This window comes from Streptomyces kronopolitis (genome assembly GCF_014646275.1).
In the GTDB taxonomy this organism is placed as follows: domain Bacteria; phylum Actinomycetota; class Actinomycetes; order Streptomycetales; family Streptomycetaceae; genus Streptomyces; species Streptomyces kronopolitis.
Genome location: NZ_BMND01000020.1, coordinates 84138 through 109791, shown reverse-complemented (window position 1 = coordinate 109791; position 25654 = coordinate 84138). Strand labels below are relative to the sequence as shown.

General features: G+C 71.1%; 31 protein-coding genes. 23 read left to right on the top strand and 8 right to left on the bottom strand.

Translation table 11 applies throughout. The annotated features are described in order from the left end of the window. Positions 1-30: 30 nt before the first annotated feature. From IEY78_RS21495 to IEY78_RS21475, 5 genes are all read left to right on the top strand, one after another. Positions 31-321: a hypothetical protein gene (locus tag IEY78_RS21495; protein ID WP_189100691.1), complete on the top strand. Its 291-nt coding sequence runs from the start codon at positions 31-33 to the stop codon at positions 319-321. A gap of 333 nt (positions 322-654) precedes the next feature. Beyond that, positions 655-1056 carry a rodlin gene (locus IEY78_RS21490; RefSeq protein ID WP_189100689.1) on the top strand — a complete coding sequence of 134 codons (402 nt, stop codon included), beginning with the start codon at positions 655-657 and terminating at the stop codon, positions 1054-1056. A gap of 474 nt (positions 1057-1530) precedes the next feature. Further along, complete coding sequence (locus tag IEY78_RS21485) at positions 1531-1926, top strand: rodlin (RefSeq protein WP_189100687.1); 396 nt, start codon at positions 1531-1533, stop codon at positions 1924-1926. Positions 1927-2054: 128 nt separating this feature from the next. Then, a complete protein-coding gene (locus tag IEY78_RS35030) occupies positions 2055-2636 on the top strand; it encodes a chaplin (RefSeq protein WP_189100685.1) in 582 nt (193 codons plus the stop codon). 160 nt (positions 2637-2796) lie between these two features. Then, positions 2797-3642, top strand: a complete 846-nt coding sequence (locus tag IEY78_RS21475; RefSeq protein ID WP_189100684.1) for a nitrilase-related carbon-nitrogen hydrolase — start codon at positions 2797-2799, stop codon at positions 3640-3642. Positions 3643-3663: 21 nt separating this feature from the next. Here IEY78_RS21475 and tatA read toward each other — a convergent pair whose 3' ends face one another. The 3 genes from tatA to rpmB all read right to left on the bottom strand — a co-directional run bounded on the left by tatA (position 3664) and on the right by rpmB (position 4516). After that, the gene (gene tatA, locus IEY78_RS21470; RefSeq protein ID WP_189100683.1) at positions 3664-3861 is read right to left on the bottom strand and encodes a Sec-independent protein translocase subunit TatA; all 198 of its coding nucleotides are present in this window, start codon (positions 3859-3861) and stop codon (positions 3664-3666) included. 113 nt (positions 3862-3974) lie between these two features. Further along, the gene (rpsN, locus tag IEY78_RS21465) at positions 3975-4280 is read right to left on the bottom strand and encodes a 30S ribosomal protein S14 (RefSeq protein WP_189100682.1); all 306 of its coding nucleotides are present in this window, start codon (positions 4278-4280) and stop codon (positions 3975-3977) included. Beyond that, positions 4280-4516, bottom strand: a complete 237-nt coding sequence (rpmB, locus tag IEY78_RS21460) for a 50S ribosomal protein L28 (RefSeq protein ID WP_189100681.1) — start codon at positions 4514-4516, stop codon at positions 4280-4282. Before rpmB ends, rpsN begins: the two co-directional genes overlap by 1 nt. A gap of 73 nt (positions 4517-4589) precedes the next feature. Here rpmB and rpmG point away from each other — a divergent pair, with 73 nt between their 5' ends. The 5 genes from rpmG to IEY78_RS21435 all read left to right on the top strand — a co-directional run bounded on the left by rpmG (position 4590) and on the right by IEY78_RS21435 (position 7058). Then, the gene (rpmG, locus tag IEY78_RS21455; protein WP_006604069.1) at positions 4590-4754 is read left to right on the top strand and encodes a 50S ribosomal protein L33; all 165 of its coding nucleotides are present in this window, start codon (positions 4590-4592) and stop codon (positions 4752-4754) included. Between the two features lie 5 nt (positions 4755-4759). Continuing rightward, positions 4760-5011 carry a type B 50S ribosomal protein L31 gene (locus IEY78_RS21450; protein ID WP_189100680.1) on the top strand — a complete coding sequence of 84 codons (252 nt, stop codon included), beginning with the start codon at positions 4760-4762 and terminating at the stop codon, positions 5009-5011. Then, the gene (locus IEY78_RS21445; protein WP_189100679.1) at positions 5011-6159 is read left to right on the top strand and encodes a CobW family GTP-binding protein; all 1149 of its coding nucleotides are present in this window, start codon (positions 5011-5013) and stop codon (positions 6157-6159) included. Before IEY78_RS21450 ends, IEY78_RS21445 begins: the two co-directional genes overlap by 1 nt. A gap of 65 nt (positions 6160-6224) precedes the next feature. After that, the gene (gene rpsR, locus IEY78_RS21440) at positions 6225-6461 is read left to right on the top strand and encodes a 30S ribosomal protein S18 (protein ID WP_189100678.1); all 237 of its coding nucleotides are present in this window, start codon (positions 6225-6227) and stop codon (positions 6459-6461) included. A gap of 357 nt (positions 6462-6818) precedes the next feature. Continuing rightward, positions 6819-7058, top strand: coding sequence for a DUF397 domain-containing protein (locus tag IEY78_RS21435; RefSeq protein WP_189100676.1), 240 nt, complete (start codon positions 6819-6821; stop codon positions 7056-7058). Between the two features lie 63 nt (positions 7059-7121). On the opposite strand, the gene IEY78_RS21430 is transcribed toward IEY78_RS21435, so the two are convergent. Continuing rightward, on the bottom strand, positions 7122-7604 hold the full coding sequence (locus IEY78_RS21430; RefSeq protein WP_189100674.1) for an ATP-binding protein: 483 nt from the start codon (positions 7602-7604) through the stop codon (positions 7122-7124). Between the two features lie 314 nt (positions 7605-7918). Between IEY78_RS21430 and IEY78_RS21425 the strand changes: the two genes are divergently transcribed. The 3 genes from IEY78_RS21425 to IEY78_RS21415 all read left to right on the top strand — a co-directional run bounded on the left by IEY78_RS21425 (position 7919) and on the right by IEY78_RS21415 (position 11010). Continuing rightward, complete coding sequence (locus tag IEY78_RS21425; RefSeq protein ID WP_189100672.1) at positions 7919-8782, top strand: Sco1979 family transcriptional regulator; 864 nt, start codon at positions 7919-7921, stop codon at positions 8780-8782. 84 nt (positions 8783-8866) lie between these two features. Next, positions 8867-10324: an aldehyde dehydrogenase family protein gene (locus IEY78_RS21420; RefSeq protein WP_189100670.1), complete on the top strand. Its 1458-nt coding sequence runs from the start codon at positions 8867-8869 to the stop codon at positions 10322-10324. Positions 10325-10461: 137 nt separating this feature from the next. Further along, complete coding sequence (locus tag IEY78_RS21415) at positions 10462-11010, top strand: DinB family protein (RefSeq protein WP_189100668.1); 549 nt, start codon at positions 10462-10464, stop codon at positions 11008-11010. Between the two features lie 27 nt (positions 11011-11037). Here the strand turns inward: IEY78_RS21415 and gad are convergent, their stop codons facing one another. From gad to IEY78_RS21395, 4 genes are all read right to left on the bottom strand, one after another. Beyond that, entirely contained in the window at positions 11038-12453 is a 1416-nt protein-coding gene (gene gad / locus IEY78_RS21410) for a glutamate decarboxylase (RefSeq protein ID WP_189100666.1), read from the bottom strand. 17 nt (positions 12454-12470) lie between these two features. Continuing rightward, complete coding sequence (wrbA, locus tag IEY78_RS21405; RefSeq protein ID WP_189100664.1) at positions 12471-13094, bottom strand: NAD(P)H:quinone oxidoreductase; 624 nt, start codon at positions 13092-13094, stop codon at positions 12471-12473. Positions 13095-13255: 161 nt separating this feature from the next. Next, positions 13256-13930, bottom strand: coding sequence for a leucine efflux protein LeuE (leuE, locus tag IEY78_RS21400; RefSeq protein ID WP_189100662.1), 675 nt, complete (start codon positions 13928-13930; stop codon positions 13256-13258). 216 nt (positions 13931-14146) lie between these two features. After that, positions 14147-14515 carry a YbjQ family protein gene (locus tag IEY78_RS21395; protein WP_189100660.1) on the bottom strand — a complete coding sequence of 123 codons (369 nt, stop codon included), beginning with the start codon at positions 14513-14515 and terminating at the stop codon, positions 14147-14149. A 208-nt stretch (positions 14516-14723) separates the two neighbouring features. On the opposite strand from IEY78_RS21395, the gene IEY78_RS21390 reads away from it, so the two are divergent. The 10 genes from IEY78_RS21390 to IEY78_RS21345 all read left to right on the top strand — a co-directional run bounded on the left by IEY78_RS21390 (position 14724) and on the right by IEY78_RS21345 (position 25606). Then, positions 14724-15434 carry a DedA family protein gene (locus IEY78_RS21390; RefSeq protein ID WP_189100658.1) on the top strand — a complete coding sequence of 237 codons (711 nt, stop codon included), beginning with the start codon at positions 14724-14726 and terminating at the stop codon, positions 15432-15434. 246 nt (positions 15435-15680) lie between these two features. Beyond that, entirely contained in the window at positions 15681-17432 is a 1752-nt protein-coding gene (locus tag IEY78_RS21385; protein ID WP_189100657.1) for a threonine/serine exporter family protein, read from the top strand. 352 nt (positions 17433-17784) lie between these two features. Then, positions 17785-19719: an ABC transporter ATP-binding protein gene (locus IEY78_RS21380; protein ID WP_229700097.1), complete on the top strand. Its 1935-nt coding sequence runs from the start codon at positions 17785-17787 to the stop codon at positions 19717-19719. Further along, positions 19716-21212 (top strand): phytoene desaturase family protein, encoded by a 1497-nt coding sequence (locus tag IEY78_RS21375; RefSeq protein WP_189100655.1) that lies wholly within the window; start codon positions 19716-19718, stop codon positions 21210-21212. Before IEY78_RS21380 ends, IEY78_RS21375 begins: the two co-directional genes overlap by 4 nt. A gap of 299 nt (positions 21213-21511) precedes the next feature. After that, on the top strand, positions 21512-22270 hold the full coding sequence (locus IEY78_RS21370) for a class I SAM-dependent methyltransferase (protein ID WP_189100653.1): 759 nt from the start codon (positions 21512-21514) through the stop codon (positions 22268-22270). A 63-nt stretch (positions 22271-22333) separates the two neighbouring features. Continuing rightward, positions 22334-22663: a helix-turn-helix domain-containing protein gene (locus IEY78_RS21365; protein WP_229700096.1), complete on the top strand. Its 330-nt coding sequence runs from the start codon at positions 22334-22336 to the stop codon at positions 22661-22663. A 147-nt stretch (positions 22664-22810) separates the two neighbouring features. Next, entirely contained in the window at positions 22811-23740 is a 930-nt protein-coding gene (locus IEY78_RS21360; RefSeq protein WP_268240305.1) for an alpha/beta fold hydrolase, read from the top strand. 1 nt (position 23741) lies between these two features. Continuing rightward, positions 23742-24329, top strand: coding sequence for a hypothetical protein (locus IEY78_RS21355; protein ID WP_229700094.1), 588 nt, complete (start codon positions 23742-23744; stop codon positions 24327-24329). 123 nt (positions 24330-24452) lie between these two features. After that, positions 24453-24647 (top strand): linaridin family RiPP, encoded by a 195-nt coding sequence (locus tag IEY78_RS21350; RefSeq protein WP_189100651.1) that lies wholly within the window; start codon positions 24453-24455, stop codon positions 24645-24647. Positions 24648-24760: 113 nt separating this feature from the next. Then, positions 24761-25606 (top strand): HTTM domain-containing protein, encoded by an 846-nt coding sequence (locus IEY78_RS21345; RefSeq protein WP_189100650.1) that lies wholly within the window; start codon positions 24761-24763, stop codon positions 25604-25606. Positions 25607-25654 lie beyond the last annotated feature (48 nt).

The window sequence follows — 25654 nt, the reverse complement described above, 5'->3', positions numbered from 1 at the left end:
CAAGCACCGCCCGAGAAGGGACAATTGAAAGTGAAGTACGCGAAGTCTGCCGCAGTTGTTGCCGGTTCCGTGATGGCGCTGGGCGTGGCCGCTCCCGCTTTCGCCGCCCAGCCCGCCAGCCCGAGCATGAGCCTCAACGGCGGGCTGACGGACGCGCTGACCACCAAGCAGCTGGACGGCCACCAGATCGCCCCGTTGGTCAAGGCGGTCAAGGCCACCCAGAAGAAGGTCAAGTCGACCTCTCCCAAGAAGCTGCTCGGTGGCGTGACGGGGGCGGCCAAGAACGTTCCGCTGCTCGGTGGTCTGCCGCTCGGCAAGTAATTCCCCGGCGCGCGGCGTCAGTTGCGGCCGGCGGGCACGACAACCGGCGGACGACATCGGAAGATGCCGCGAAAACTTCGCCGTCCCGCGGGTGGTGCACCGCTTCGAGGAAACGAAGCCGATATTGTGTACAGCCGCTGCATCTCTCAGCTTTCGATGCACGGCAGCGCCCTCGGATATTCCACATTTCGCGCCCCGGTCAAGGCTGTGGAGCCAATCGGCAATACGGATCAGGGCGCAGGCTCATTTGAGTGAATGAGCACAACCGAACTCGGCCTTTCGAGTTGGTCAGATGGCCCGGCTCAAAGGCATCCCGAAACACGAAGGATCAAGATGATCAAGAAGGTTCTGGCGACCGCAGCGGCCGCTGTGTCCATCGTCGGTGTCGCCGCCGCTGTCGCCCCGCAGGCCATGGCCACCGGCAACGACCACGGCACCTCCACCGTCAACGGCAACGGTGCCAAGCAGGCTTTCGGAAACTCGACCACCTTCGGCTACATGAGCCCGCAGATCGGTCTGGTCCAGGGCTCGCTCAACAAGCCGTGTGTCGCCCTGCCGAAGCTGAACCTGGCCGGTGCCTCGGGTCTCGCGACGGTTCAGGACCTCAACATCCTGTCCTCGCCGCAGAACCAGCAGTGCACCGAGAACTCGACCCAGGCGAAGGGTGACGAGCCGCTGTCGCACATTCTGGACGACATCGCGCTGCTCTCCGCGAACGGCGCCGGCAACCGCTGAGCCGCTGAGGGAAACCCGGGACGCCCAGTCCTCCTTCTTCTGGGCGTCCCGGGTTTTCTGCTGTCCGGGCGGCGGTGCGGCATCCCGTGTGCGCGGTGCGGGAGAAGCGGAACGCCGGGGTGGTGAATTGTTATTCGCTCGTGACTGAGGCCCGGCGGGGCGGCTCGTTGGGCAGGTTGTGTGGAGGGAAGCATGCCAATGCCCCTGCAAGATTGATGGGGTTGCCGGGGCATTGGCATGCCGGCCACGGAGGAAAGCCGGGCCCGCGAAGCGTCGAATGGCGCTGCGGGCCCTTTGTCGTACCGCCGTTTCCGTACCGCTGTGCGTGCGATGGACCGGGAAACCCCGGGCAATGTTTCAGGTGCCGGGAAAACGCGGGCTGTTCGGGTGACTGCGCATAACTCGCGGGTGAAATGCGGGTTGTTCAAACAGGGCTCCCGTGTCGGGAGTTTCGTCTCCTGAAGGGTTTGCGTGATGAAGAAGATGATGGCGGGCGCGGCTGTGGCGGCGTCGCTGATCGGGATCTCCGCTATGGCCGCTCCGCAGGCCATGGCGATCGGCGACGACCACGGCACCAGCACGGTCAACGGCAACGGCACCGCCTCGGTGTACGGGAACTCCACCACCGCCGGCCGGCTGAGCACCCAACTCGGTCTCGTCCAGGGGTCGTTGAACAACCTCTGCCTGGCCGGGCCGAAGGCCAACCTCGCCGCGGCCTCCGCGCTCATCCTGCAGGACATCAACGTGCTGTCCTCGCCGCAGAACCAGCAGTGCACCTCGGGGTCGTCGCAGGTCAAGAACGACGAGGCGCTGTCGCACATCGTGGACGACATCGCGGTGCTGTCCGGCAACGGTGTCGCCAACCGCTGAGGGCCGACGGCTCCGGCCGTCCCGGCGCTCGCGTGGGCCCGGGCGGCCGGCGCCGCGTCTTCGCCGCCGGCCGCCCGGTCGGGCGAGCGGCGGGGCCGGGCGCCAAGACTGCTGAGGAAGGACGAGAGATGCGACAGGGCCTGAAGGCGTGCATGTTCGTGGTGGCCGCGTCCGGCGTGCTGGGCGCGAGCTGCGGCACGGCGTACGCGGATGCCGGCGCCGGCGGGGGCACCGCGAACTCTCCCGGGGTGCTGTCCGGGAACAGCGTCCAGCTGACCGTGGACACCCCGGTCAACGCGTGCGGCAATTCGGTGGACGCGGGCGCGGCGCTCAACCCGGCGATGGGCAATTCGTGCGGGAACGGTGCGCAGGGAGTGCGGCCACCGCTCGCCGGGCGGGCGCCGCAGACGATGGAGGCTCCGGGGGTGCACTGGACGGCCCCGGAGCAGCGCGCCGAGCAGGCGTCGCGCACGGGTGCGGAACGACCCGAGCGCCCCGCCGCGGCGCCGCAGGCGCGGGTCCCCGGGCCCGCCGCGCACCCCGCACGGGAGGCGCAGACCGGCGCCGTGCCGCGGGCCCGGGAGGCGGCGGACACCCCGCTGCTGGCGTCCACGGGCGGGCCCGAGCTGGCGGCGTTCGCCGCGGCGGGCGGCGGCCTGCTGGCGGGCGGGATGCTGCTGCTGCGCAGGACCCGGCCGCGCCGCGGGTGAGGGCGGGCCGGGAGCCGGGGCCGGGCGCCGGGGCGCGTTCGTCGGAGCCCCGGCCCCGGCCGTCCGGGCCGGGCGCCCCGGCCGAGCCGTGCCGCGTCCGGCCGCCTCTGGCAAAATAAGGACGAAGGCCGCAAAAGCCATCGTTCGATGAGGTGGGGACATGCTCATTGCGCTGGCGCAGACGGACTGCGTGCTCGGTGACGTGGAGGCGAACCTCGATACCGCCCGTGCGCAGATCGAGCAGTCGGCGGCGCAGGGCGCGGATCTCGTGGTCTTCCCCGAACTGAGCCTGCACGGCTACCACTTGGGCGTGCTGCCGCGCGACGCCTCCATCGAGGCGAACGATCCCCGCCTGCTGGAGCTCAGCACCCTCGGCCCCGATGTGCTGGTCGGCTTCCACGAGCACACCGGTCTGCGGGCCTACAACACGGCGGGCCACTACGCGGACGGCGCGCTGCTGCACGCCCACCGCAAGCTGTATCTCCCCAACTACCTGGCCTGGGAGGAGCGCAAGCACGTCAGCCCGGGGCAGTCGCTGCGCGCCTACGACCTGACGAAGTCCAGGAGCGGCGGCCGGGGCGCGACGCTGGTGTGCAATGACGCCTGGCAGCCGGCGCTGCCGTGGCTGGCGGTGCAGGACGGCGCCGAGGTGCTGTTCGTGCCGACCAACAGCGCGGCGAGCCTGGATCCGGAGGCGATGGACACCGGCCTGTACTGGGACACCCTGCTGTCCTATACGGCGAAGATGCTCCAGTGCTGGGTGGTCTTCGTCAACCGGGTGGGCAATGAGCACGGCGCGGCGTTCTGGGGCGGCTCGCGGGTGGTCGACCCGCGGGGCGCGGTGGTGGCGCAGGCGCCCAAGTGGGAGCCCGCGCTGGTCACCATCGAGATCGATCTCGCCGAGGCGCGGCGCCAGCGCCGGGCGGTGCCGCTGGTCGCCGAGGCCCGGCTGGGGCTGATCGACCGCGAGGTGCGGCGGCTGATCGACGAGGGCGGCGACCACTGAGGGCGGCCGCCCGGCCGGTCGTCAGTGACCGCCCGCGGACCCCTGGCGGGGCGCCTCGGCGGGGGCGTCGTCCTTGAGGGCCTTGGCCTCGGACTTCAGGATGCGCATCGAGCGGCCGAGCCCGCGTGCCATGTCGGGGAGCTTCTGGGAGCCGAAGAGCAGCACGAGCACCGCGAGGATCAGGATCAGGTGCCAGGGCTCGAAGGCGTTGCGGAGCATCGGCGCGCTCGCTTTCGTCGGGGTCCGGGGGAGACGTTCTGTCCAGTATTACCCGAACGATCCGGCCGCCCGGTGCAGGGGTGTCGCCCCCGGCACCGGGCGGCCGGCCGCGGCTACCAGCTGGACTTGCGGACGCCCGGCAGGTGGCCCGCGTGCGCCTGCTCGCGCAGCCGTACCCGGGACAGGCCGAAGGCCCGGAAATAGCCGCGCGGGCGGCCGTCCACGGCGTCGCGGTTGCGCACCCGGGTGGGGCTGGCGTCCCGCGGCTGGCGGGACAGCTCGCGGAGGGCGGCGGTGCGCTCCTCCTCGGGGGTGTGCGGACTGCGGAGCACGGCCTTGAGGGCGGCGCGGCGGGCCGCGTAGCGCGCCACGGTCGCGCGGCGCCGCGCGTCCTTCGCGATCTTGCTCTGCTTGGCCATCAGACCTTCTCCCCCCGGGCGCGGATGCGGGCGACGGCCGCCTCGATCCCGATGACGTCGACGGTCTTGAGGCCCCTGGCGCTCAGGGTGAGCCGGATGTGGCGGCCCTCGCTCGGCAGCCAGTAGCGCTTGCGCTGGATGTTGGGGTCGAAGCGGCGCGGGGTGCGGCGGTGGGAGTGGGAGACGGCGTTCCCGAAGCCCGGCGCGCGGCCGGTCAGCTGGCAGTGGGCGGACAAGGTGCGGTCCTTTCGGTCGGAGCCCCTGGTGAGAGCCTATTGAAAATGGAAACCATTTCCGTATACTAACCCCATGGCTCGCAACGAACTACGCCCGGTCGTCAAGCTCCGGTCCACCGCCGGCACCGGCTACACCTACGTCACCCGCAAGAACCGCCGTAACGACCCCGACCGCCTGGAACTGCGCAAGTACGACCCGGTGGCCGGCCGTCACGTCGCTTTCCGAGAGGAGCGCTGAGCACCGTGCAGACCGGAATCCACCCCGCCTACGGGCCCGTCGTCTTCCGTGACCGGGCCGCCGGCCACGCCTTCCTGACCCGCTCGACCATGACCAGTGAGCAGACCGTCGAGTGGGAGGACGGCCGGACCTACCCCGTCGTCGACGTCGAGGTCTCCTCGGCGAGCCACCCCTTCTACACGGGCGCCGCCCGGGTGCTGGACACCGCGGGCCGCGTCGAGCGGTTCGAGCGCCGGTACGGCAAGCGGGACCGCTGATGGAGCGGCTCGACGTCGTGCTGCTCGGCGGCCTGCACGCGGACGCGCGGCGGGCCGCCGTCGAGCGGCTGCTGCACACGGTGCCCGGCAGCGTCGCCCTCCACCACGACCTCGCCTCGGCCGTCGAGGGCACCGTGCGGCGCACCGTCCGCGATGCCGGCGGCACCCTCGACACCGCCGACGTGCCGCTGGTCAACGACTGCGCCTGCTGTGCGCTGCGCGAGGACCTGGTGCCCGAGCTGGAGCGGCTGGCCGCCGGCCGGACCTGCCGGCTGGCGGTCGTCGAACTGTGGGACTCGGTCGAACCCAAGGCCATGGCCGAGGTGATCACCTCCTGCGGCAGCGAGAACCTCGCGCTGACCGGCGTGATCACCGCCGTCGACCCGGCCCTGCTGCTGCCCTGCCTCGGCTGCGGCGACGACCTCGCCGAGGCGGGCCTGGCGGCCGCGGCCTCCGACCAGCGCACCGTCGCCGACACCTGGGCGCGGCAGCTGGAGTACGCCCCGGTGCTGGCGATCGCGGCGGGGGAGGAGGCGGCGGAGCCCGCCGACCTCGCGCTGCTCGCCCAGCTGCACCCGATGGCCCGCCAGGTGCCCGTCGCAGGAGGGGAGTTGGCGGCCGCGGCGACGGCCGGCTTCGATGTGGCGGCGGCCGCGGCGCGACAGCACCCGGCCTGTGCGCTGCTGCCCCAGGAGGCCGACGCCGAGGGCGTGGGCACCATGGTCTGGCGGCGCACCCGCCCCTTCCACCCCGGCCGCCTCTACGCCGCGCTGGAGGATCTGACCTGCGCGGCCGCCCGCAGCCGGGGCCGGTTCTGGCTGGCCGACCGCCCGGACACGCTGCTGTCCTGGGACGCGGCCGGCGGCGCGCTGTGCGTGGAGAACGCCGGACCGTGGCTGGCCGCGCTGCCGGACGCCGCCTGGGAGCTGGTGCCGCCCACCCGCCGGGCCGCGGCCGCGCTGGACTGGCACCCCGAGCACGGCGACCGCACCCAGCACCTGGTCTTCACCTCGCCGGGCCTGGACCGCGAGGGCCTGCGGGCCCTGCTGGACTCGTGCCTGCTCACCGACGCCGAGTACGCGGGCGGCCCGCCGTCCTGGAAGAGCCTGCCGCCCGCCTTCGACGCCCTGCTCGACCCCGTTTCCTAGCGCGGGCCGCGCCGTCCCCCCGCCGGTGGCGGCCGGTCCGCCCCGCACGCACAAGGAAGTTCCCCATGCCCCGTCGGCACGACCCGCGCCGTACGCCCACCCCGCGCCGCAACCCGCTGGATGCGGCGGGCATCACGTACATCGACTACAAGGACACCGATCTGCTGCGGAGGTTCCTCTCCGACCGCGGCAAGATCCGCAGCCGCCGGATCACCCGGGTCAGCGCTCAGCAGCAGCGGCAGCTGGCCCGGGCGGTCAGGAACGCGAGGGAGATGGCGCTGCTCCCGTATCCGTCCCGGTGACGGCGGCCCCGGGGGTCCAGGGGGCCGGGCGACCCGCCGGCCGGTGCGGCCGTCACGGGCCCCTGGAACCCCGGGAGCGTGGCACACGTCTCTTCCCTGTCCGTGAGGGCTTCGGGCCCGGTGATCCGTATCAGGTGTACGGGCGCGGGACCCGCGGCGCCGTGCCCTGACCCGGCCGGTGGCGGTGGCCTGCGGAGGCGGGCCTGCGGGGCTCGCAGGGGGTGGCCCGGGAGGGTGCTCGACGAGCGGTGACGGGCTCGACACCGGCTGTCGTGCACGTGCATCTGCGCATGCATCCGCACGAGAACGCGGCTATGCTCCGGGGCAGTTGACACCATTTATCACTGGGAGACCCCTGTGCCCCACGCATACAACGGCATGGCCGCCACGGATCTCCATGAGGTGGCGTGGCAGAAGAGCAGGCACAGCAACTCCCAGGGCTCCTGCGTGGAGTTCGCCAAGCTGCCCGGGGGTGACATCGCCGTCCGCAACTCCCGCTTCCCGGACGGCCCCGCGCTCGTCTACACGCCGGCCGAGGTCCGGGCGATGCTGCTGGGCATCAAGGACGGGGAGTTCGACCACCTCGTACGGGACTGAGCGGCCGCGGGCGCACGGGAACCGGGCGCCCGCCCAGGGCGGTGCGCCCGGTGTGCGCAGCGGCTACGGCAGCCGGAAGAGCGCCCACACGATCTTGCCGTGCGAGGCCCCGGCCAGCGGATGCCAGCCCCAGCTGTCGCTGAAGGAGTCCACCAGATACAGCCCGCGCCCCGACTCGGCGGCGAAGTCCGCCTCGCCGGCCACCGGGGAGTCGTCGCTCGGGTCCCGTACGGCGCAGACCAGCCGGGTCGACCAGCGCATCAGGTGCAGCCGGGCCGGCGGGGTGGCGTCGTGGTGCTCCGGGGCGGCGAGGACCGCGTGCCGCAGGGCGTTGGTGACGAGTTCGGAGACCACCAGGGCGACCGAGTCGAAGAGCTCGTCGAGATCCCAGCCCCGCAGGGTCTCGCGGGTGAACGCCCGTGCGCTGCGCACCGATTCATAGCGCGGCGGGAGCGTGCGGGACGCGGATCCGGAGACGGCCAGGGGGTCGACGGGAGGGAAGCCCTGCCATAACGGCTCGAGCATGGTCAAAACCTTGGTCCCCATGCGAGGCACTCCTGGCGTTCGCGGACGTCATGACCCTGGCCGGTCAGCCGGATCTGGCGGATCTTTCACGAGCGTGCATGCGTGCGACGCCCATGGTTCCCAATGTGCGAGACAGATGCAAGGGCAGATGCACGTGCACGTGCCGCGATTGCGGGGTCCCGCACCGGTTCGCGGCGGATTCTTCCCCGATGTTTGTGTGGAGGGCTTGCGGGGGCCTCACACATCTGTAACCGGATGAGCACTCAACGAAGCCCGGACGTGGCAGACTTGCGGCCCTCTGTTGGACGGGGTGGGGTCACAGGAGGGTCGGAGAGGTGTCCGCAAGTGAGTCGAGCGGGTCGGTGGTGCGGCGGATCCTGCTCGGGTCGCAGCTCCGCCGGCTGCGTGAGTCGCGCGGGATAACCCGCGAGGCGGCCGGCTACTCGATCCGTGCGTCCGAATCGAAGATCAGCCGCATGGAGTTGGGCCGCGTGAGCTTCAAGGCACGTGATGTGGAGGATCTGCTCACCCTGTACGGGGTCGGCGACGCGCAGGAGCGCGAGGCGCTGCTGTCCCTGGCGCGGGAAGCCAACGTGGCGGGCTGGTGGCACAGTTACACCGACGTGCTGCCCGGCTGGTTCCAGACGTATGTCGGTCTGGAAGGCGCCACCTCGCTGCTGCGGGTCTACGAAGTCCAGTTCGTGCACGGGCTGTTGCAGACGGAGGAGTACGCCCAGGCGGTCGTCAGACGCGGCATGCCGGACGCCGGTCCGGCGGAGATCGAGCGGCGCGTCGCGCTGCGCATGGAGCGCCAGAAGCTGCTGGTGGCCGAGCGGTCGGCGCAGTTCCACTGCGTGCTGGACGAGGCGGCGCTGCGGCGCCCGTACGGCGACCGCGCGGTGATGCGCGAGCAGATGAGGCATCTGATCGAGGTGTCCGAGCGGCCCAATGTGCGGCTCCAGGTGATGCCCTTCAGTCTGGGCGGGCACGCGGGGGAGAGCGGCGCCTTCACCATGCTCGGCTTCCAGGAGTCGGGGCTGCCGGACGTGGTGTATCTGGAGCAGCTGACGAGCGCCCTCTATGTGGACAAGCCCGAAGAGGTGGCGCAGTACGGGCGGGTGATGGACCGCCTCCAGGAAGAGGGGCCGAATCCGGCCGAGACCAGGGACCTGCTGCGTGGGCTGCTCCAACTGATGTGACGCGTCGGTAGGATGGCGTGCCATCAGGAGTCAGCACCCCCCAATGCGGCGCCCTGAGCGCCCTGTTCTCCAGATCGGGATGGCATGTCCTACTTCGACGAGTTGGCGTATCAGTTCATCGACGGTGAGTGGCGCTCGGGCAGCGGCTCATGGGACATCGTCGACTTCAATCCCTACAACGGCGAGAAGCTGACCTCCATACCGGTGGCCACCGTCCAGGAGATCGACCAGGCGTACCGCGCGGCCGAGCGTGCCCAGCGGGCCTGGGGCGACACCAACCCGTACAGCCGCCGGCTGGTCTTCGAGCGGGCGCTGCGGATCATCGACGACCGCGAGGCGGAGCTGGCCGAGGCGATCGCCGCCGAGGTGGGCGGCACGCGCGCCAAGGTGGGCTTCGAGCTGCACCTGGCCAGGGAGTTCCTGCGCGAGGCGGTGCAGCTGGCGCTGCGCGCCGAGGGCCGCATCCTCCCCTCGCCGATCGACGGCAAGGAGAACCGCCTCTACCGGCTCCCGGTCGGGGTCGTGGGCGTCATCAGCCCGTTCAACTTCCCCTTCCTGCTGTCGATCAAGTCCGTCGCGCCGGCCCTCGCGCTCGGCAACGCCGTCGTCCTCAAGCCGCACCAGAACACCCCGATCTGCGGCGGCGGCCTGGTCGCCAGGATCTTCGAGGAGGCCGGGCTGCCGGCCGGCGTGCTCAATGTCGTCGTCACCGACATCGCCGAGATCGGCGACGCGCTCATCGAGCACCCGGTGCCCAAGACCATCTCCTTCACCGGCTCCGAGAGGGTCGGCCGGCATGTCGCGACGGTCGCCGCGGCGCACTTCAAGCACTCGGTGCTGGAGCTGGGCGGCAACAGCGCGCTGGTCGTCCTCGACGACGCCGACGTGGACTACGCCGTCGACGCTGCGGTCTTCAGCCGCTTCGTCCACCAGGGCCAGGTCTGCATGGCCGCCAACCGGGTGCTGGTGGACCGCGCCGTGGAGGCGGAGTTCACCGAGAAGTTCGTGGCCAAGGTCCGCACGCTGAAGGTGGGCGACCCCACCGACCCGCACACGCACATCGGGCCGCTGATCAACGAGGGCCAGGCCGAGGCCGTCACCGCGCTGGTGGACCGTGCCGTCGCCGACGGCGCGGCGGCGCTGCTGCACGGCGAGACCCGGGGCACGCTGGTCGCGCCGAGCGTGCTGAGCGGGCTGCCGGCGGACTCCCCGCTGCTCCAGCAGGAGATCTTCGGTCCCGTGGCGCTGCTGGTGCCGTTCGACGGCGACGAGGAGGCGGTGCGGCTGACCAACGCGACGCCGTACGGGCTCAGCGGCGCCGTGCACACCGGTGACATCGAGCGCGGGGTGCGGTTCGCCAAGCGGATCGAGACCGGGATGTTCCACGTCAACGACGCCACGGTGCACGACGAGCCGATCGTGCCGTTCGGCGGCGCCAAGAGCTCCGGTGTCGGGCGGCTGAACGGCGACGCGATGGTGGAGGCCTTCACCACCACCAAGTGGATCTCCATCCAGCACGGCCGGTCGCGGTTCCCGTTCTGAGCGCAGGGGCACGGGCTCGCGAGGGCCGCTCGCGGGTCGAGGACAGAAGCTGACCGCAAGGGCTCCTAGCGTGAGGGGTGTCGAAAGGCGGACGGCGGGAGAGCCGGCCGCCGGGGGATCCCACGAAAGGCGAGTCCATGCCCACTCACGTTCCTGCCGAGGCACACGGTGACGAGGCCGGCGCGCTGCTGGCCTTCCTGGAGGCCCAGCGCGGCGGGCTGCGGCGGTCGGTCCTGGGGCTGACCGAGGAGCAGGCCCGGCGCCGTACGGGCGCGAGCGCGCTGACGCCGGCCGGTCTGATCAAGCATGTCGCGGAGACCGAGCAGGGCTGGATCGAGACCGCGCAGCAGCGGCCGCACACCATCCGGCGGACCGCGGAGACCTGGCATCTGAGCTTCGCGCTCGGGGACGGCGAGAGCCTGCCCGAGATGCTGGCGTTCTGGGAGAAGGTCGCCCGGCGCACCGAGGAGTTCGTGCGCGCCCTGCCGAGCCTGGACGACACCTTCCCGCTGCCCGAGGCGCCGTGGTTCCCGCCCGAGGCCCGGCAGTCGATGCGCTGGCTGCTGCTGCACCTGATCGAGGAGACGGCCCGGCACGCCGGGCACGCCGACATCCTCCGCGAGTCCCTGGACGGCAAGACCGCCTTCGCGCTGGTGGACGAGGAGCGGGCGGCCCGGCAGGGCTAGGGGCTGAAGACAGCCCCCAGCGCCTCCTCAGTGGTGGAATGCCGTGGCGACGTTCTCCGGGCGCTTCATCGGGCCCGGCTGCTCGCGGAGTTCGGTCAGCAGCTGCTCCAGGTCCGCGAGGAAGAGATCGGCCAGGTCCATGGAGAAGCCGTTGCGGCAGACCACCCGCAGGACGGACAGGTCCTCGCGGTTCGGGGGGAAGGTGTAGGCGGGCACCAGCCAGCCGCGCTCCCGCATCCGCCGGGACACGTCGAAGACGTCGAAGGCGGTGACGTGGTCGGCGGTGGTGAAGGCGAAGACCGGCAGCTGGTCGCCCTTGGTGAGCAGCCGGAAGTCGCCGAGCGCGCCGATCCGTTCGGCCATCGAGCAGGCGACGTCGCGGGTGGCCTGCTGGACGGCGCGGAATCCGGCCCGGCCCAGCCGCAGGAAGGTGTAGTACTGCGCGGCGACCTGGGCGCCGGGCCGGGAGAAGTTGAGGGCGAAGGTCGGCATGTCGCCGCCCAGGTAGTTGACCCGGAAGACCAGCTCCTCGGGCAGCGCCTTCGTGTCCCGCCACAGCGCCCAGCCGACGCCCGGGTAGACCAGCCCGTATTTGTGCCCCGAGGTGTTGATGGAGGCGACCCGCGGCAGCCGGAAGTCCCACCTCAGCTCCGGGTCGAGGAAGGGCGCGATCATGGCGCCGGACGCGCCGTCCACATGGACCGGGATGTCCCAGCCCCGCTTCTCCTGGAGCTCGTCGAGCGCCGCGCAGATGTCGGCCACCGGCTCGTAGGACCCGTCGAAGGTCGAGCCGAGGATCGCCACGACGCCGATGGTGTTCTCGTCGCACAGTTCGGCGGCCGAGGCCGCGTCCAGGTGGAAGCGGTCGCCCTCCATCGGGACGGTGCGCGCCTCGACCTCCCAGAAGTTGCAGAACTTCTCCCAGCAGACCTGGACGTTGGCGCCCATGACGAGGTTGGGCCGGGCTTTTGCGGGATAGCGGTCCTTGTTGCGCTGCATCCAGCGCCGCTTGAAGGCCATCCCGGCGAGCATGCAGGCCTCGCTCGACCCCGTGGTGGAGCAGCCGACGGCGGCCGCGGGGTCGGGTGCGTGCCACAGGTCGGAGAGCATCGCCACGCAGCGCTTCTCCAGTTCGGCGGTGCGCGGGTACTCGTCCTTGTCGATCATGTTCTTGTCCCGGCACTCCGCCATCAGGACGCCGGCCTGCGGCTCCATCCAGGTCGTGACGAACGTCGCCAGGTTCAGCCGGGAGTTGCCGTCCAGCATCAGCTCGTCGTGCACGAACTGGTAGGCGGTGTGCGGGGAGAGCGGGCCGTCGGGCAGCGTGTGCTGCGGGGGTGCGGTCTCCATTCCGGCGACCGGGTCGGCCTCCCCGTAGAAGGGGTTGACCGGGTGCCCGGTCTGCTTGCGGTCGGATTCCGATGCGCCTTTGTGCAGAGTCATGTTGTCGCCACTACCCGTCAACTGGCCGGTGAAAGACCGTGTTTGATGGCCTTCGTGAACTTCACGACGCGCTCCGCCTGGATCCGGGCGGCGGTGCGGGCGTCGTCGTCGAGCGGCGTGTCCGGGCCGCCGACGTGGGAGGTGCCGTAGGGATTGCCGTCGACGAACTTCGCCGGGTCGGTGTAGCCCGGCGTCACGAGGATGCCGCCGAAGTGGTGGATGGTCTGGTAGAGCGCGAGCAGGGTGGACTCCTGGCCGCCGTGCCGGGTGGCGCTCGCGGTGAAGCCGCTGTAGACCTTGTCGGCCAGCCGGCCCTGCTGCCAGAGGCCGCCCAGGGTGTCGAGGAACTGCTTGAGCTGCGAGGTCACATTGCCGAAGCGGGTGGGGGAGCCGAAGAGCACCGCGTCCGCCCAGAGCATGTCCTCGTGGGTGGCCTCCATGACGTCGGCGGTGGCGGCGGCGTTCGCCGCCCAGGCCGGGTTGGCGTCGATCGCGGCCTGCGGGGCGAGTTCCGCGGTCCGGCGCAGCCGTACGTCCGCCCCGGCGTGCTCGGCGGCATCGGCGATCAGCCGGGCGAGCTCGGCGACGGTGCCGGTCGAGGAGTAGTAGATGACGGCGACCGTGACGTCATGATCGGGCATGGACGCACCTCCTGAAACCCGACAATAAGGGCATCAAGGGCGGGTGGCCTCCAGGGCTCACCCAGTGGAAGCGGGAGCGGGCGGGCGGCCGCCCCGGAGGACCGCCACCCGCCCGCTCCCGCCCGTACGCGCCGGACCCGCGCCAGGGCCTGCCGCGTGGATCAGCCCGCGCTCGCCAGCGACAGCTTCGCCGCGAAGCCCAGGAACGCGGCCCCGGCGCCCGCGGACAGCCCGGCCGTCAGCCGCCGGCGCCGCCGGAAGGTCGCCGCCAGATACGTCCCGCTGAAGATCAGGACCGACAGGTACGTGAGGCTGAACAGCTGCGCCCAGGCGCCCAGCGTCAGGAACGACAGCACCGGATGGGCGTAGGAGGGGTCCACGAACTGCACGAAGAAGGAGATGAAGAACAAGATCGCCTTCGGGTTGAGCAGGCTGACCACCAGCGCCCTGCGGTACGGCCGCTCGACGGCCTCCTTCGCCGCCCGCGGCGCCCGGTCGGCCGCCCCGTCCTGGCGGTCCCGGCGGTCCTGACGGCCGCGCCACAGCGTCCAGGCGCCGCGCAGCATCCCGGCCGCCAGCCAGGTCAGATAGCCCGCGCCGGCGAACTTGACGACGGCGAACAGCACCGGGCTGGTCTGCAGCAGCGAGGCCACCCCGCCCGCCGACAGCGTCATCAGCACGGTGTCGCCGCACAGCACGCCGGCCGCCGCCCGGTAGGCCACCCGCGGGCCGCGCCGGGCGGCCACCGACACGACGTAGAGCGAGTTCGGGCCCGGCAGCAGAATGATCAGCGCCAGCCCCACCAGATAGGTGGACAGATCCGTTATCCCCAGCATGGGCGGCAGGATCTCACCCTGCGGGGGCCGGCTCCGCGCATTCCAGGATCCGGACAGGCTCCTCACACGGCGTGCGGAGGCCTCGCGGGGGGCGTACCGGGCCGCCGCCCACCCGGGGGACGCTCGCCGGGCCCGGCGAGCCACCCGGGGGACGCTCGCCGGGCCCGGCGAGAGGTACGTCACGGACGCGCACCCGCCACCCCTGGCCCGGCGCGGTCAGCTCAGCGGGGAGAGCACCACGGCCGTGCCGTAGGCGCACACCTCGGTGCCCACGTCGGCGGCCTCCGTCACATCGAAGCGGAACATCAGCACCGCGTTCGCACCCCGCGAGCGGGCCTGCTCCACCAGCCGCTCCATCGCCTGGTTGCGGGTCTCGACCAGGGTCTTGGTCAGGCCCCGCAGCTCGCCGCCGATCATCGACTTCAGGCCCGCGCCGATCTGGCTGCCGAGGTGCCGTGAGCGCACCGTCAGGCCGAAGACCTCGCCGATCACCCGTTCCACGTGAAACCCCGGGACGTCGTTGGTCGTCACCACCAGGACGTCGGACTGGGCGTGCTGCCCGCCGCCGTACTCCTCGATGCCCATGCCGCACACCTCCTCGTGGCCAGCATCACCCGGCCTGGGAGCCCTGGCCAGCGGTCGGGGGCCGTCGGGTGGGGGCGCGGGCGCCCGCCTGGAACCACGACGTGGCGTCCGGCGTTGATAGCTTTGGGCCCGCACACGCGCCTGCACCCCGTCGCTTCGCTCGTCGCACCGCACGATCCGGCGCCCTCGACCCAGGAGCCTTCACCCCGTGAATACTCTCGCGCTCGGCCCCCAGTGGCTGGACCCGGACTATCTGATCGCGACCTTCGGCCTGATCGGCGTCCTGGTCATCGTCTTCGCGGAGTCCGGCCTGCTGATCGGCTTCTTCCTGCCGGGTGACGCGCTGCTGTTCACCACGGGCCTGCTGGTGACGACGAACAAGCTGGACCAGCCGCTGGCGCTGGTGTGCGTCCTGATCGTGCTCGCGGCCGTCATCGGCGACCAGGTGGGCTACCTCTTCGGCCGCAAGGTCGGCCCCTCGCTCTTCAAGCGCCCCGACTCCCGCCTCTTCAAGCAGGAGAACGTCGAGAAGGCGCACGACTTCTTCGAGAAGTACGGCCCCAAGTCGCTGATCCTGGCCCGCTTCGTGCCGATCGTGCGGACGTTCACGCCGATCATCGCCGGTGTGAGCCGGATGAACTACCGCTCCTTCATCACCTTCAACGTGGTCGGCGGCGTCCTGTGGGGCGCCGGTGTCACGCTGCTCGGCGCGCTGCTCGGCAACGTCGCCTTCGTCCACAAGAACATCGAGCTGATCCTCATCGCGATCGTGCTGGTTTCCGTGGTGCCGATCGCCATCGAGTTCCTGCGGGCGCGCGGCAAGGCCAAGAAGGACGGCTCCGCGCCGGGCGCGCAGGACACCGGCCGGGGCGGCGCCCCCGCCGAGCCCTCGCGCCGCGGGCGGCACGCCAAGCGCTGACCGCGCGCCCGGTCCCGCCGCCGGGCCTCCTCCCACGCCACGCCACACCCTTCGCCTCCGCCCGCCTCCCCCGGGAGGCCCTCCGCGGTGCTTGCTCCCCGGGGCCGTGGGCAGGCGAAAGAGGTGACTTCCTCCGATCCGCACGGCGCCGCAGCCGAAAACGCCCGCCCCAAGGAAGCGCAGCGCACGGCCATCAGGCATCGTGTCCTTGACATCCGTCAGGAGGCTTACGAGGAGCGAAGATCCGTGGCGTCGGACCCACAGCGCGGCCAGCGCGGTACCAGCGGCAGCAGCGGCAGCGGCAGCGGCGGTGCCGCGGACCGCGGCGGTGCCCCCGAGGAGCGCAAACCCGCGTCGGACGAGGCGCACAGCGCCTTCACCCCGCCGCTGGGCGTGCCGTACCCGCCGGCCCCCGAGGAGGAGCACCCCACCTCGGAGTTCGCGCTGCCCGCCGGGCTGCGTCCGGAGACGCCGGCCGAGCAGGAGGGCTCGGCGTTCACGCCGCCCAGCAGCACCACCGGCCAGCACCCGATGCCCGCCGGCGCCACCGCCATGGGCGCCGCCTTCACCCCGCCGCACGGCATACCGGTCGTCCGCCTCACCAAGGAGGCACCCTGGCAGGACCGGATGCGCACCATGCTGCGGATGCCGGTGGGGGAGCGGCCGGTGCCCGAGCGCCCGGAGCGCGACGACGAGGAGACCGGTCCGGCCGTTCCCCGCGTCCTCGACCTGACGCTGCGTATCGGCGAGATCCTGCTGGCCGGCGGCGAGGGCGCGGAGGACGTCGAGGCCGCGATGTTCGGTGTGGCGCACGCCTACGGGCTGGAGCGCGTCGAGCCGACCGTCACGTTCACCCTGCTGTCGATCTCCTACCAGCCCTCGCTGGTCGACGACCCGGTGACGGCCAGCCGGACGGTCCGGCGGCGCGGCGTCGACTACAACCGACTGTCCGCGGTCTTCCGGCTCGTCGACGACATCGCCTCGGAGGGCATCACCCTCGAGGAGGCCTACCGAGGTCTCGCCGAGATCCGCCGTAACCGCCACCCCTACCCCAGCTGGGCGCTGACCCTGGCCTCCGGGCTGCTGTCCGGCGCGGCCTCGATGCTGGTCGGCGGTCAGGAGCTGGTGTTCGTCGCGGCCGCGGTGGGCTCGATGCTCGGCGACCGGCTGGCCTGGCTGGCCTCCGGGCGCGGGCTGCCGGAGTTCTACCAGTTCGTGGTCGCCGCGATGCCGCCCGCCGCGGTCGGTGTCGCCTTCGGTCTGGCGCACGCCAGCATCCAGGCGTCCGCGGTGATCACCGGTGGGCTGTTCGCGCTGATCCCGGGGCGGGCCCTGGTCGCCGGTGTGCACGACGGGCTGACGGGCTACTACATCACCGCCGCCGCACGTCTGCTGGAGGTCGGCTATCTCATCGTCGGCATCGTCGTCGGCGTGCTCAGCGTGCTCTATATCGGCCTGCAGCTCAATCCCGAACTGCGGCGGCTCAACCCGGAGCAGGCGCTGCAGGCGTACAACGAGCCGGTGGTCCAGATCATCGCGGCCATGCTGCTGGCGCTGGCCTTCTGCGTGCTGCTCCAACAGGAACGCAACACGGTGGCGTTCGCGACGCTGAACGGCGGGGTCGCCTGGGTCGTCTACGGCACCCTCGTCTACCGCGCCGAGATCAACGTGGTGCCGGCCACCGCCATCGCCGCCGGACTGGTCGGCCTCTTCGGGCAGTTGCTCTCCCGCTACCGCTACGCGTCGGCGCTGCCGTACGTCACGGCGGCCATCGGCCCGCTGCTGCCCGGTAGTGCCACGTATTTCGGCCTGCTCAACTTCGCCCAGGGGCATCTGGCGCAGGGGCTGCCGTCCCTGGTGCAGGCCGCCTCGCTGGCGCTCGCCATCGCCGTCGGCGTGAACCTCGGTGCCGAGGTCGCCCGGCTGTTCCTGCGCGCGCCCGGCATCGAGGAGGCCGCCGCCGGCCGCCGCGCCGCCAAGCGCACCCGCGGGTTCTAGGGCGGGCCATCGCGCGATCCGGCGGGGCGCGTCTGCCGGAAAAAGTAAATCAGCGGGTGGATCGCGAATCTTTGGCGCGATCCACGCCCACCGCGGGTGCCGCCCACCGGGCGGTCCTTCCGGACGCGGACCCGGCCGCTTACGGCCGTGCTCCAGGTAAGCGGCGAAGCAATTAACTGACGCCCGCCGCGCATCGCCTCCTTTTCCGCAAGGGAACTGCCCCGGTCAATCAAGTAACCCATAACTTGATACCGGGCGGCATGCTAGCTTCGAACACCTTGACGACGAATCCCCAGCAGACCGGGCTGTCGCGCGCACGAAAGCGACTGTCGTCAAAACGGGGGGAGCACTCATGGCGGGTCATGCGCACCGAGCGAGCCTGAGAGGCGGGACGAAGGACGGCGCCGAGTCGGTCGCCAGTGTCTTCCGACAGCACACCACGCTGCTGGTCACGGGCGTGCTGCTGGGCCTGCTGGGGGTCGCCGCCTCGCTCACCCAGCCCTGGGCCATCGGCAAACTGATCGAGGCGGCGGGCCGGAACGAGTCGCTGGCGCAGCCCATCGCACAGCTCGTCGGGCTCTTCTGCGCGGGCGCCCTCTTTTCCTCGCTACAGGCCTACATTATCGGCCGGGCCGGGGAGAATATCGTCTTCGACGTCCGCGAGATCCTGACCGGCCGGCTGCTGCGCGCCGATCTCACCGCATTCGGAAAACAATCCCAGGGCGATATCTTCACCCGCACGGTCACCGATACCTCTCTGGTGAAAATCGCCCTTTCGCAGAGCCTCGCCCAGCTCATCATCAGCGGCGCCACGGTCATCGGCGGCGTCGTGCTGATGTTCCTCATCGACACCTGGCTGATGCTCATCACCATGAGCTGCCTGGGAGCCGCCAGCGTCCTGTCCATCGCGCTCGCCCGCAAGCTGCGCAAGGTCGCGCTGGAGAACCGCGACGACACCGGCGACTTCGCGAGCGACGTCCAGCGGGTGCTCTCCGCGCTGCCCACGGTCAAGGCCTCCCGCGCCGAGCCCCGTGAGGCCGCCCGCATCGGCAGGCTGGCCGACAAGGCGCGGCGCTCGGGCATCCGGGTCAACGCCTTCAACGCCCTGCTGATGCCGTCGATGAACGTCGGCACGCAGGGCGCGCTGGCCGTCGTCGTGGGCGTCGGGATGTCCTGGGTGGCCCGCGGCGAGATGAACATGGCCACCCTGACCTCGTTCATCATGTACCTCTTCCAACTGGTCTCGCCCCTGGTGATGTTCTTCATGGGCGTGGGCCAGTTCGTCCAGGGCCGGGCGGCCATCCAGCGGGTCGACGAGCTGGCCCGGCTGCCCCAGGAGGGCGGCGGGACGCCGGCCGGACAGGCCTCCATGGCCGTCGGGCCGCTACCGGGCCAGCGGCCCGCGGTCGAATTCCACGATGTGCGGTTCGCCTACCGGCGCGGGAAGCAGGAGGAGCGCACGCCGGTGCTCAAGGGCGTCTCGTTCACCGTGCCGGCGCGCGGGCTGACGGCGGTCGTCGGACCGTCCGGCGCGGGCAAGACCACCATGTTCCAGCTGATCGAGCGCTTCTACGCGGCGGACGGCGGCCGCGTCCAGCTCAGCGGGCAGAACATCGAGGCCCTGCCGCTCGACACGGTCCGCGGGCTGGTCGGCTACGTCCAGCAGGACAGCGCCGCCATGCGCGGCACGGTCCGCGACAACCTGACCTACGCCCAGCCGCACGCCACGGAGTACGACATCCAGGAGGCGGTGGAGATGGCCGGCCTCACCTCCGTGATCGCCCAGCTGCCGCAGGGCCTGGACACCGAACTCGGCGACCAGGGCAGCGGGTTGTCCGGCGGCCAGCGCCAGCGCCTGTGCATCGCCCGCACCCTGCTGCAGAAGCCCGCGGTCATGCTGCTGGACGAGGCCACCTCCAACCTCGACTCCGACTCGGAGCGGGACTTCCGCGACGTGCTGCGCAGGGTCTCCCGGCAGTGCGCGGTCATCGCCATCGCCCACCGGATCTCCACGGTGATCGACGCCGAGAAGATCGTGGTGCTGGAGGGCGGCCGGGTCCGGGCCACCGGCGTGCACCAGGACCTGATGGAGCACGACGAGCTCTACCGGCGGCTGGCGGGCTCGCAACTGCACGCCGGGCCCGGCCAAGTCGCCCCGGCCGCGGCCCCCGTGCCCATGGAACCGTGGACACCGCCGCCCGCCCTCGCGATCGGCTGGCCCGCGTACGCCGGCCTCACCGAACAGACCGTGCGCCTGCGGCCCATCACGAACGAGGAGCGGTGGTGAGCGCCGTCGACGTGGCCGTCGTGGGCACCGGGCCCAACGGGCTCGCGGCCGGGGTGGTGCTGGCCCGGGCCGGCCTGACGGTGGAGCTGTACGAGGGCGCGGAGACCCTCGGCGGCGGGCTGCGCACGGCCCCGCTCTTCGACAGCGGCGTCGTGCACGACCTCTGCTCCGCCGTCCATCCCATGGCCGCCGCCTCGCCGTTCTTCCGGGAGTTCGACCTGGCGGCCCGCGGGGTCGACCTGCTGCACCCCGAGATCAGCTACGCCCACCCCCTGGACGGTGGCCGCGCGGCCCTGGCCCACCGCTCGCTGGCCGAGACCTGTGCGCGCCTGGGTGCCGACGGCCCCCGCTGGCGGCGGCTGATGGGACCGCTGCTGGAGCACAGCGAGGGCGTCGTCGACCTGGTCTTCACCGGCCCGCGCGGGCTGCCGCGGGACCCGGCGGCCGCCCTGCTGCTGGCGCAGCGGCTGGCCGTCCACGGCACCCGGCTCGGCGCGGCGCACTTCCGCGGCGAGGAGGCGGCCGCCCTGCTCACCGGCGTCGCCGCGCACGCGGTCGGCCGGCTGCCGAGCCTCGCCTCCGGCGCGGTGGCCCTGCTGCTCGGCCACCTCGCCCACGGGACCGGCTGGCCCCTTCCGCGCGGCGGCAGCGGCCGGATCGCCGAGGTGATGGCGCAGGACATCACCGCGCACGGCGGTGTCTTCCACACGGGGCAGACCGTGGAGAGCCTGGACCAACTGCGCCACGCCCGTACGGTGTTGCTCGACACCAGCCCCAAGGGCTTCCTGGCCCTGGCGGCCGGCCGGCTGCCCCGCGCCTACGCCCGCGCCCTGGACCGCTTCCGCTACGGCCCGGGCGCCGCCAAGGTCGACTTCCTGGTCTCCGAGCCGATCCCCTGGGCCGACCCCGCGGTGGGGCGCGCCGGCACGGTGCACCTGGGCGGCACCCGCGCCGAGACGGTCCGGCAGGAAACCCTGACCGCGCGCGGTGTGCGGACCGGCGAGCCCTTCGTCCTCCTCGTGGACCCGGCGGTGGCCGACCCCGGCCGCGCACTGCCCGGCAAGCGCCCCGTGTGGGCCTACGCGCACGTGCCGAACGGAGACCCCACCGATCCCTACGAGCTGGTGCGCGCCCGCATCGAGCGCTACGCCCCGGGCTTCGGGGACACGGTCATCGACCACCGCTCCACGGCGGCCGCCGACTACGAGGCCTACAACCCCAACTACGTGGGCGGGGACATCGGTTCCGGCGCCATGACGCTGTATCAGAGCCTCGCCCGGCCGGCCCCCCGCCTCGACCCGTACCGGACACCGCTGCCCGGGGTCTTCCTGTGCTCCTCGGCCACCCCGCCGGGGCCCGGTGTGCACGGCATGTCCGGCTATATGGCAGCTCTTTCCGCCCTTCGGCGGTGTTTCGGCATACGCAATGCACCCGGCCTGGCGCCCACTCCCGCGCCATTCGGAAACGAGCCCGCCGGCAAATGCGGAGAGTGATATCTGATGCACCGTCAACTACCGTCCATGACCCGCTCGGTGGGGTGCGGCAAGCCACCGAAAATTCATTGGACACGCCATAGCGACCTGATATTGTCTCAAATGTAAGTACCCCCCCACACGCTCCGTTGAGGCGTCATCACTGGATCGACATGAACTGCTGGTCTGACCAACCATGCAGACGGCTGCGGTGACCCCGCGCCGCCTTGTTGGCAAATCACGTCTTGCCTCGTTCCAGCTCCTCTGCTTCGCGACGTTCCCATCGGCACCGACAGTGGGGATAATGAGAGGAAGCTCGGGTGCACAACGGGGTTGAAGACATTGGTTATGGACGGCAGTTCAAGGGCTGGTACGACCGGCTGATCCCGGATGACGGGATTACTGATGAGGCGGTGGAAGGGCTGGTGGCCCTCCATCCCGCGCCCGAAACGGGAACCCTTGAGTTCGGCGTCGGCACGGGGCGTATCGCCCTCCCGCTCTCCGCGCGTATCGGCCAGGTGACCGGCGTGGACTCCTCACCGGAGATGCTGGACGCACTGCGCGACAAACTGAAGGACGGCGGCGACGTCGAGCCGGTGCACGGGGACATCCGCACCTATACCTCGGAATCCCGATACGGCCTCGTGTATTGCGTCTGCGCCACCCTCTCGATCCTGCACACCCCCGAGGATCAGCAGCAGGCCGTGCGGCGCGCGGCCGATCTCCTCACCCCCGGCGGCCGGCTGGTGATCGAGACCCACAACAAGCCGCCGATCCTGGAACTGCACGAGGGGCGCACCCGCACCACCTACTTCGTCCCCTACCCGGAGCCCGGCACCGGTGTGCAGACCCATTCCACGCTGCTCGACGGCGGCCTGTGGCACTGCTCGCACATCCTCTACCAGCCCGACGGCACCACCCGGGTCGGCTCCGAACTCACCCGGCTGACCACCCCGGACGACATCGACGGCTACGCCCGCGCGGCCGGGCTGAGGCCCGAGGCCCACATGGCGCGATGGGACGGCTCCCCGTACAGCGAACGGGCCCCCATGTTCATCTGCTGCTACGTCAAGCCCTGAATGCGGCATTACACACCGAAGCGCGGATGACAGAAGAGGGTTGCCGTGGGACGTCCTCCGATATTGCCGACCGACAAGAAATTCGCCCTCGTACTCAGAGTGGTGTCCGGTGAACTGACCGCAGCGGAAGCCGCGCGGGAAGCAGCGGTCTCCGAACAGTCCGTATCCAACTGGCGCCGACAGTTCATCGAGGGCGGGCGTAATGGCCTGGCCGGTGAAGGCGGCAGGGACTCCGAGAGTGCGTCGCGGATAGCGGAACTGATCAAAGAAAACGCCACGCTGAAGGCCACGATAGGCGAACTGTACATAGAACTGCGGAAGTACAGCCGAAGTGTCATCGGCCGTGTTCCGGCGCCTCGGGGGAATACCCACCCCGGCCGGCGGGTCAACTAACTCATTATTTGAGTCCGGCGGTGCGTGCTAGATTCCTGGGTATCAGCCACTTCGAATCACGGGGGAGGGAATGTGGCGTCTTTGGAGCGCCAGTTTGCCGTAGGAATTTCCGGACTGGCCGGTGCGAGTCTGCTGGCCGGCGCGGTAATGCGATTCACCGGCAGACGTGAACGTGCGCGCCGCTTCATGCTGCACGAGCGGCCGGATGGAAGCCTTGTCGAGGTGGCCGTCGATATTCCTCCGCAAGCCCGTCGCGTGGTGCTGCTCGACAACGGTATGGGCATGCCGCACGAATACTGGGACTGGGTCTGCGGCGCACTCCCCGCGGACATGGGATATGTGCGGTTCAACGCTCCCGGATACGGACTCAGCACGCCGTCCGCGCACTACGGTCTGGAACGGCACTTCGCGCTGCTGCAGGAATTGCGCGAGACGTACGCCGCCGGCCTTCCGCTGGTGCTGGCCGGACACTCCCTCGGCGGGTACTTTGTCGCCGCCTACGCGTCGCTGCATCCCGGCGCGGCGGAGGGCGTGCGCGCGGTGGTGATGGTCGACGCCACCGACGTGGCCCATCTGCGCAGCTCCCGGCGCAGCGAGGTGGACCGCTGGTCCCGGCAGTCGATGCTCATGGAGCGGGTCTACGCCCTGGCCGGCCTGTCGGCCTTCCGCCCCGCCCTGAACAAGAACAAGACCTACCGCCCGGACGTCAACCGCAGCTCCACCGCGTTCCTGGCGGAGCCCCGCACCTGGGCGCTGGCCTACCGGGACTACCTGGACGCGATGACCTACCCGGCCCTGACCGGCCTGGACGTCCCGCTGAGCGTGGTCACGGCGGAGAACAACCACGGGGACAACGCCGCCCACCACGCGGTCCAGGCCAAGATGGCCGCCCTGTCGAAGAGTTCCCGCCACCGCATCATCGACGGCGCCGATCACGAGTCGCTGCTCACCGTCCAGGCACACGCCGAGAAGGTGGCAGAGGTGATCGCCGGCGACCCCCCGACCGGAGCGGAGCGGCGGCAGCCCGCCGCGGACCGTCCCACCGCCAAGACCGCCGCGGGCGCGAAGAGGAGCTGACGTGAACCTGAGCGTGCACACCGAACGCGTGAAGACGGTCGCGGTCACGGCCTCGCTCGCCACCTGGCTCGTCGTGACGGCCGCGGCGCAGCTGCCCGACACCCGCTTCGACAGCCTCCTGTGGTGCGGGAAGCGGCGGATACCGACCCCCAACTGGCGCTTCTTCGGGCCGAATCCGGGAGTCAAGGACAGCCATCTGCTCTACCGGGACGTCACGGACGGCAAGCCCGGCGAGTGGAAGGAGATCCCGATCACCCGCGACCGTCCCTGGTACGCCCTCGCCTGGAACGCCCGCAACCGCTCCCCCAAGGCCCTGTTCGACGCCGTCCAGGGCATCCGCGCCCGCGCGGCGGCCGCCGGATCGGAGATGGGCCCCGTGGTCTGGTCGCCCGGCTACGTCCTGCTCTCCCGCTACATCCAGCACCACCTGCCCCACACCGACGGAGCCACGCACAGCCAGTTCCTGCTGATGCACTCCTACCTCGCCGCCCCGGAGAACCGGGAGATCGAGCCCTTCTTCGTCTCCGAGGAGATCGCGCTGCCGACCGCCGGCACGCCCCGCCCCGAGACCCTTCCGACAGCCGCCTAGCAGCCCTATTCAGGCCCGCTCGGCCGGAAGCCGCGCACTCACCCGGCAGTTCCACCACCGCGTGAGTCCGTGCCCTCCCGCCGAATGGCCGGAGTGCTCACAACCGAGAGAAAGAGGACAGCGATGTCTATGCTCGCCGACTTTGCCAACGCCCAGCTGGTCGACGTGGAGCCGGGCCGTATCGGTGCCGACGCGACCCCGACCATGATCACCCCGCTGGCGACCATCGCCACCCCGGAGGCGACGCCGATCGGTTTCGCCGCGACCTCCGCCACCGCGGTGGCCGTCGACAAGATCACGCACAACATCGCCGGCTGATCCATCCGGCAATCGATCAATGAGGGCGGGGGCACGGTACGCCCGATACACGTACCGCGCCCCCGCCTTTTGATACCCACCTCATCCTCTCCACTCACAGGGAGCACTCACCCATGTTTCTCAGCGCTCCACCCGAGGTCACGGCACGCCGAGTGGCTTCGCTGGGCACGCTGGTCTCCGCACTGGAAATGCTGAGCCAGCACCGCAAGTTCGAGGACGGTGAGCTGCTCAGCGGCCAACTGGCGAGCATGCGCCCGCAGTTCGCCAAGCGCTTTCCGCGGCTGACCCGCGCCCTCAGCTCCAAGAAGGCCGCGGTCGCCCTGTACGGAGTGCAGGCGGGTGCTTCCGCCGCCACGATGATCTGGGCGCACAAGCGCGGGGTCCGCACCGCGGGCAGCGCCGTGCTGGCGGTGACGGGCGCGGCCGGCCGGCTGCACACCCCCTTCGGCGGGGACGGGGCCGACCAGCTGCAGCAGGTCGTCAACGTGGTCCTCGCCTCGACCGGCACCTTCAAGGACGACGAGAAGGCCCGCGACGTGGCCATGCGCGCCCTGGCCCTGGAGACGACCATCTCCTACGTCGCCTCCGGCGTGGTCAAGCTGGTGTCCCCGGTGTGGCTGAGCGGAGAGGCGTTCAGCGGAGTCATCCGCACGCACAACTACGGGGACCCGCGGATCTTCCGGCTCGTGCACAAGTACCCGATGCTGGGGAAGCTGGTGACCTGGGCCACCGTCGCCGCCGAGGTCGGCTTCCCGCTGGTCTTCGTGCTGCCCAAGCCCGCCGCCAAGGCCTATCTCGGCTCCATGACCCTGTTCCACCTGGGAATCGGTCAGTTCATGGGCCTCAACCGCTTCGTGCTGGCCTTCGGCGCCACCCACCCGGCGCTGCTCTACGTCTTCCTCCAGAACGAGCAGCGCGCGGTCGAGAAGGCCGCCACCCCCGCCCTCGCCCCCGCGTGACGTCCGGCCCCGCACACGGGGCCCGTCAGCCGCTCACGCCCACCTCCA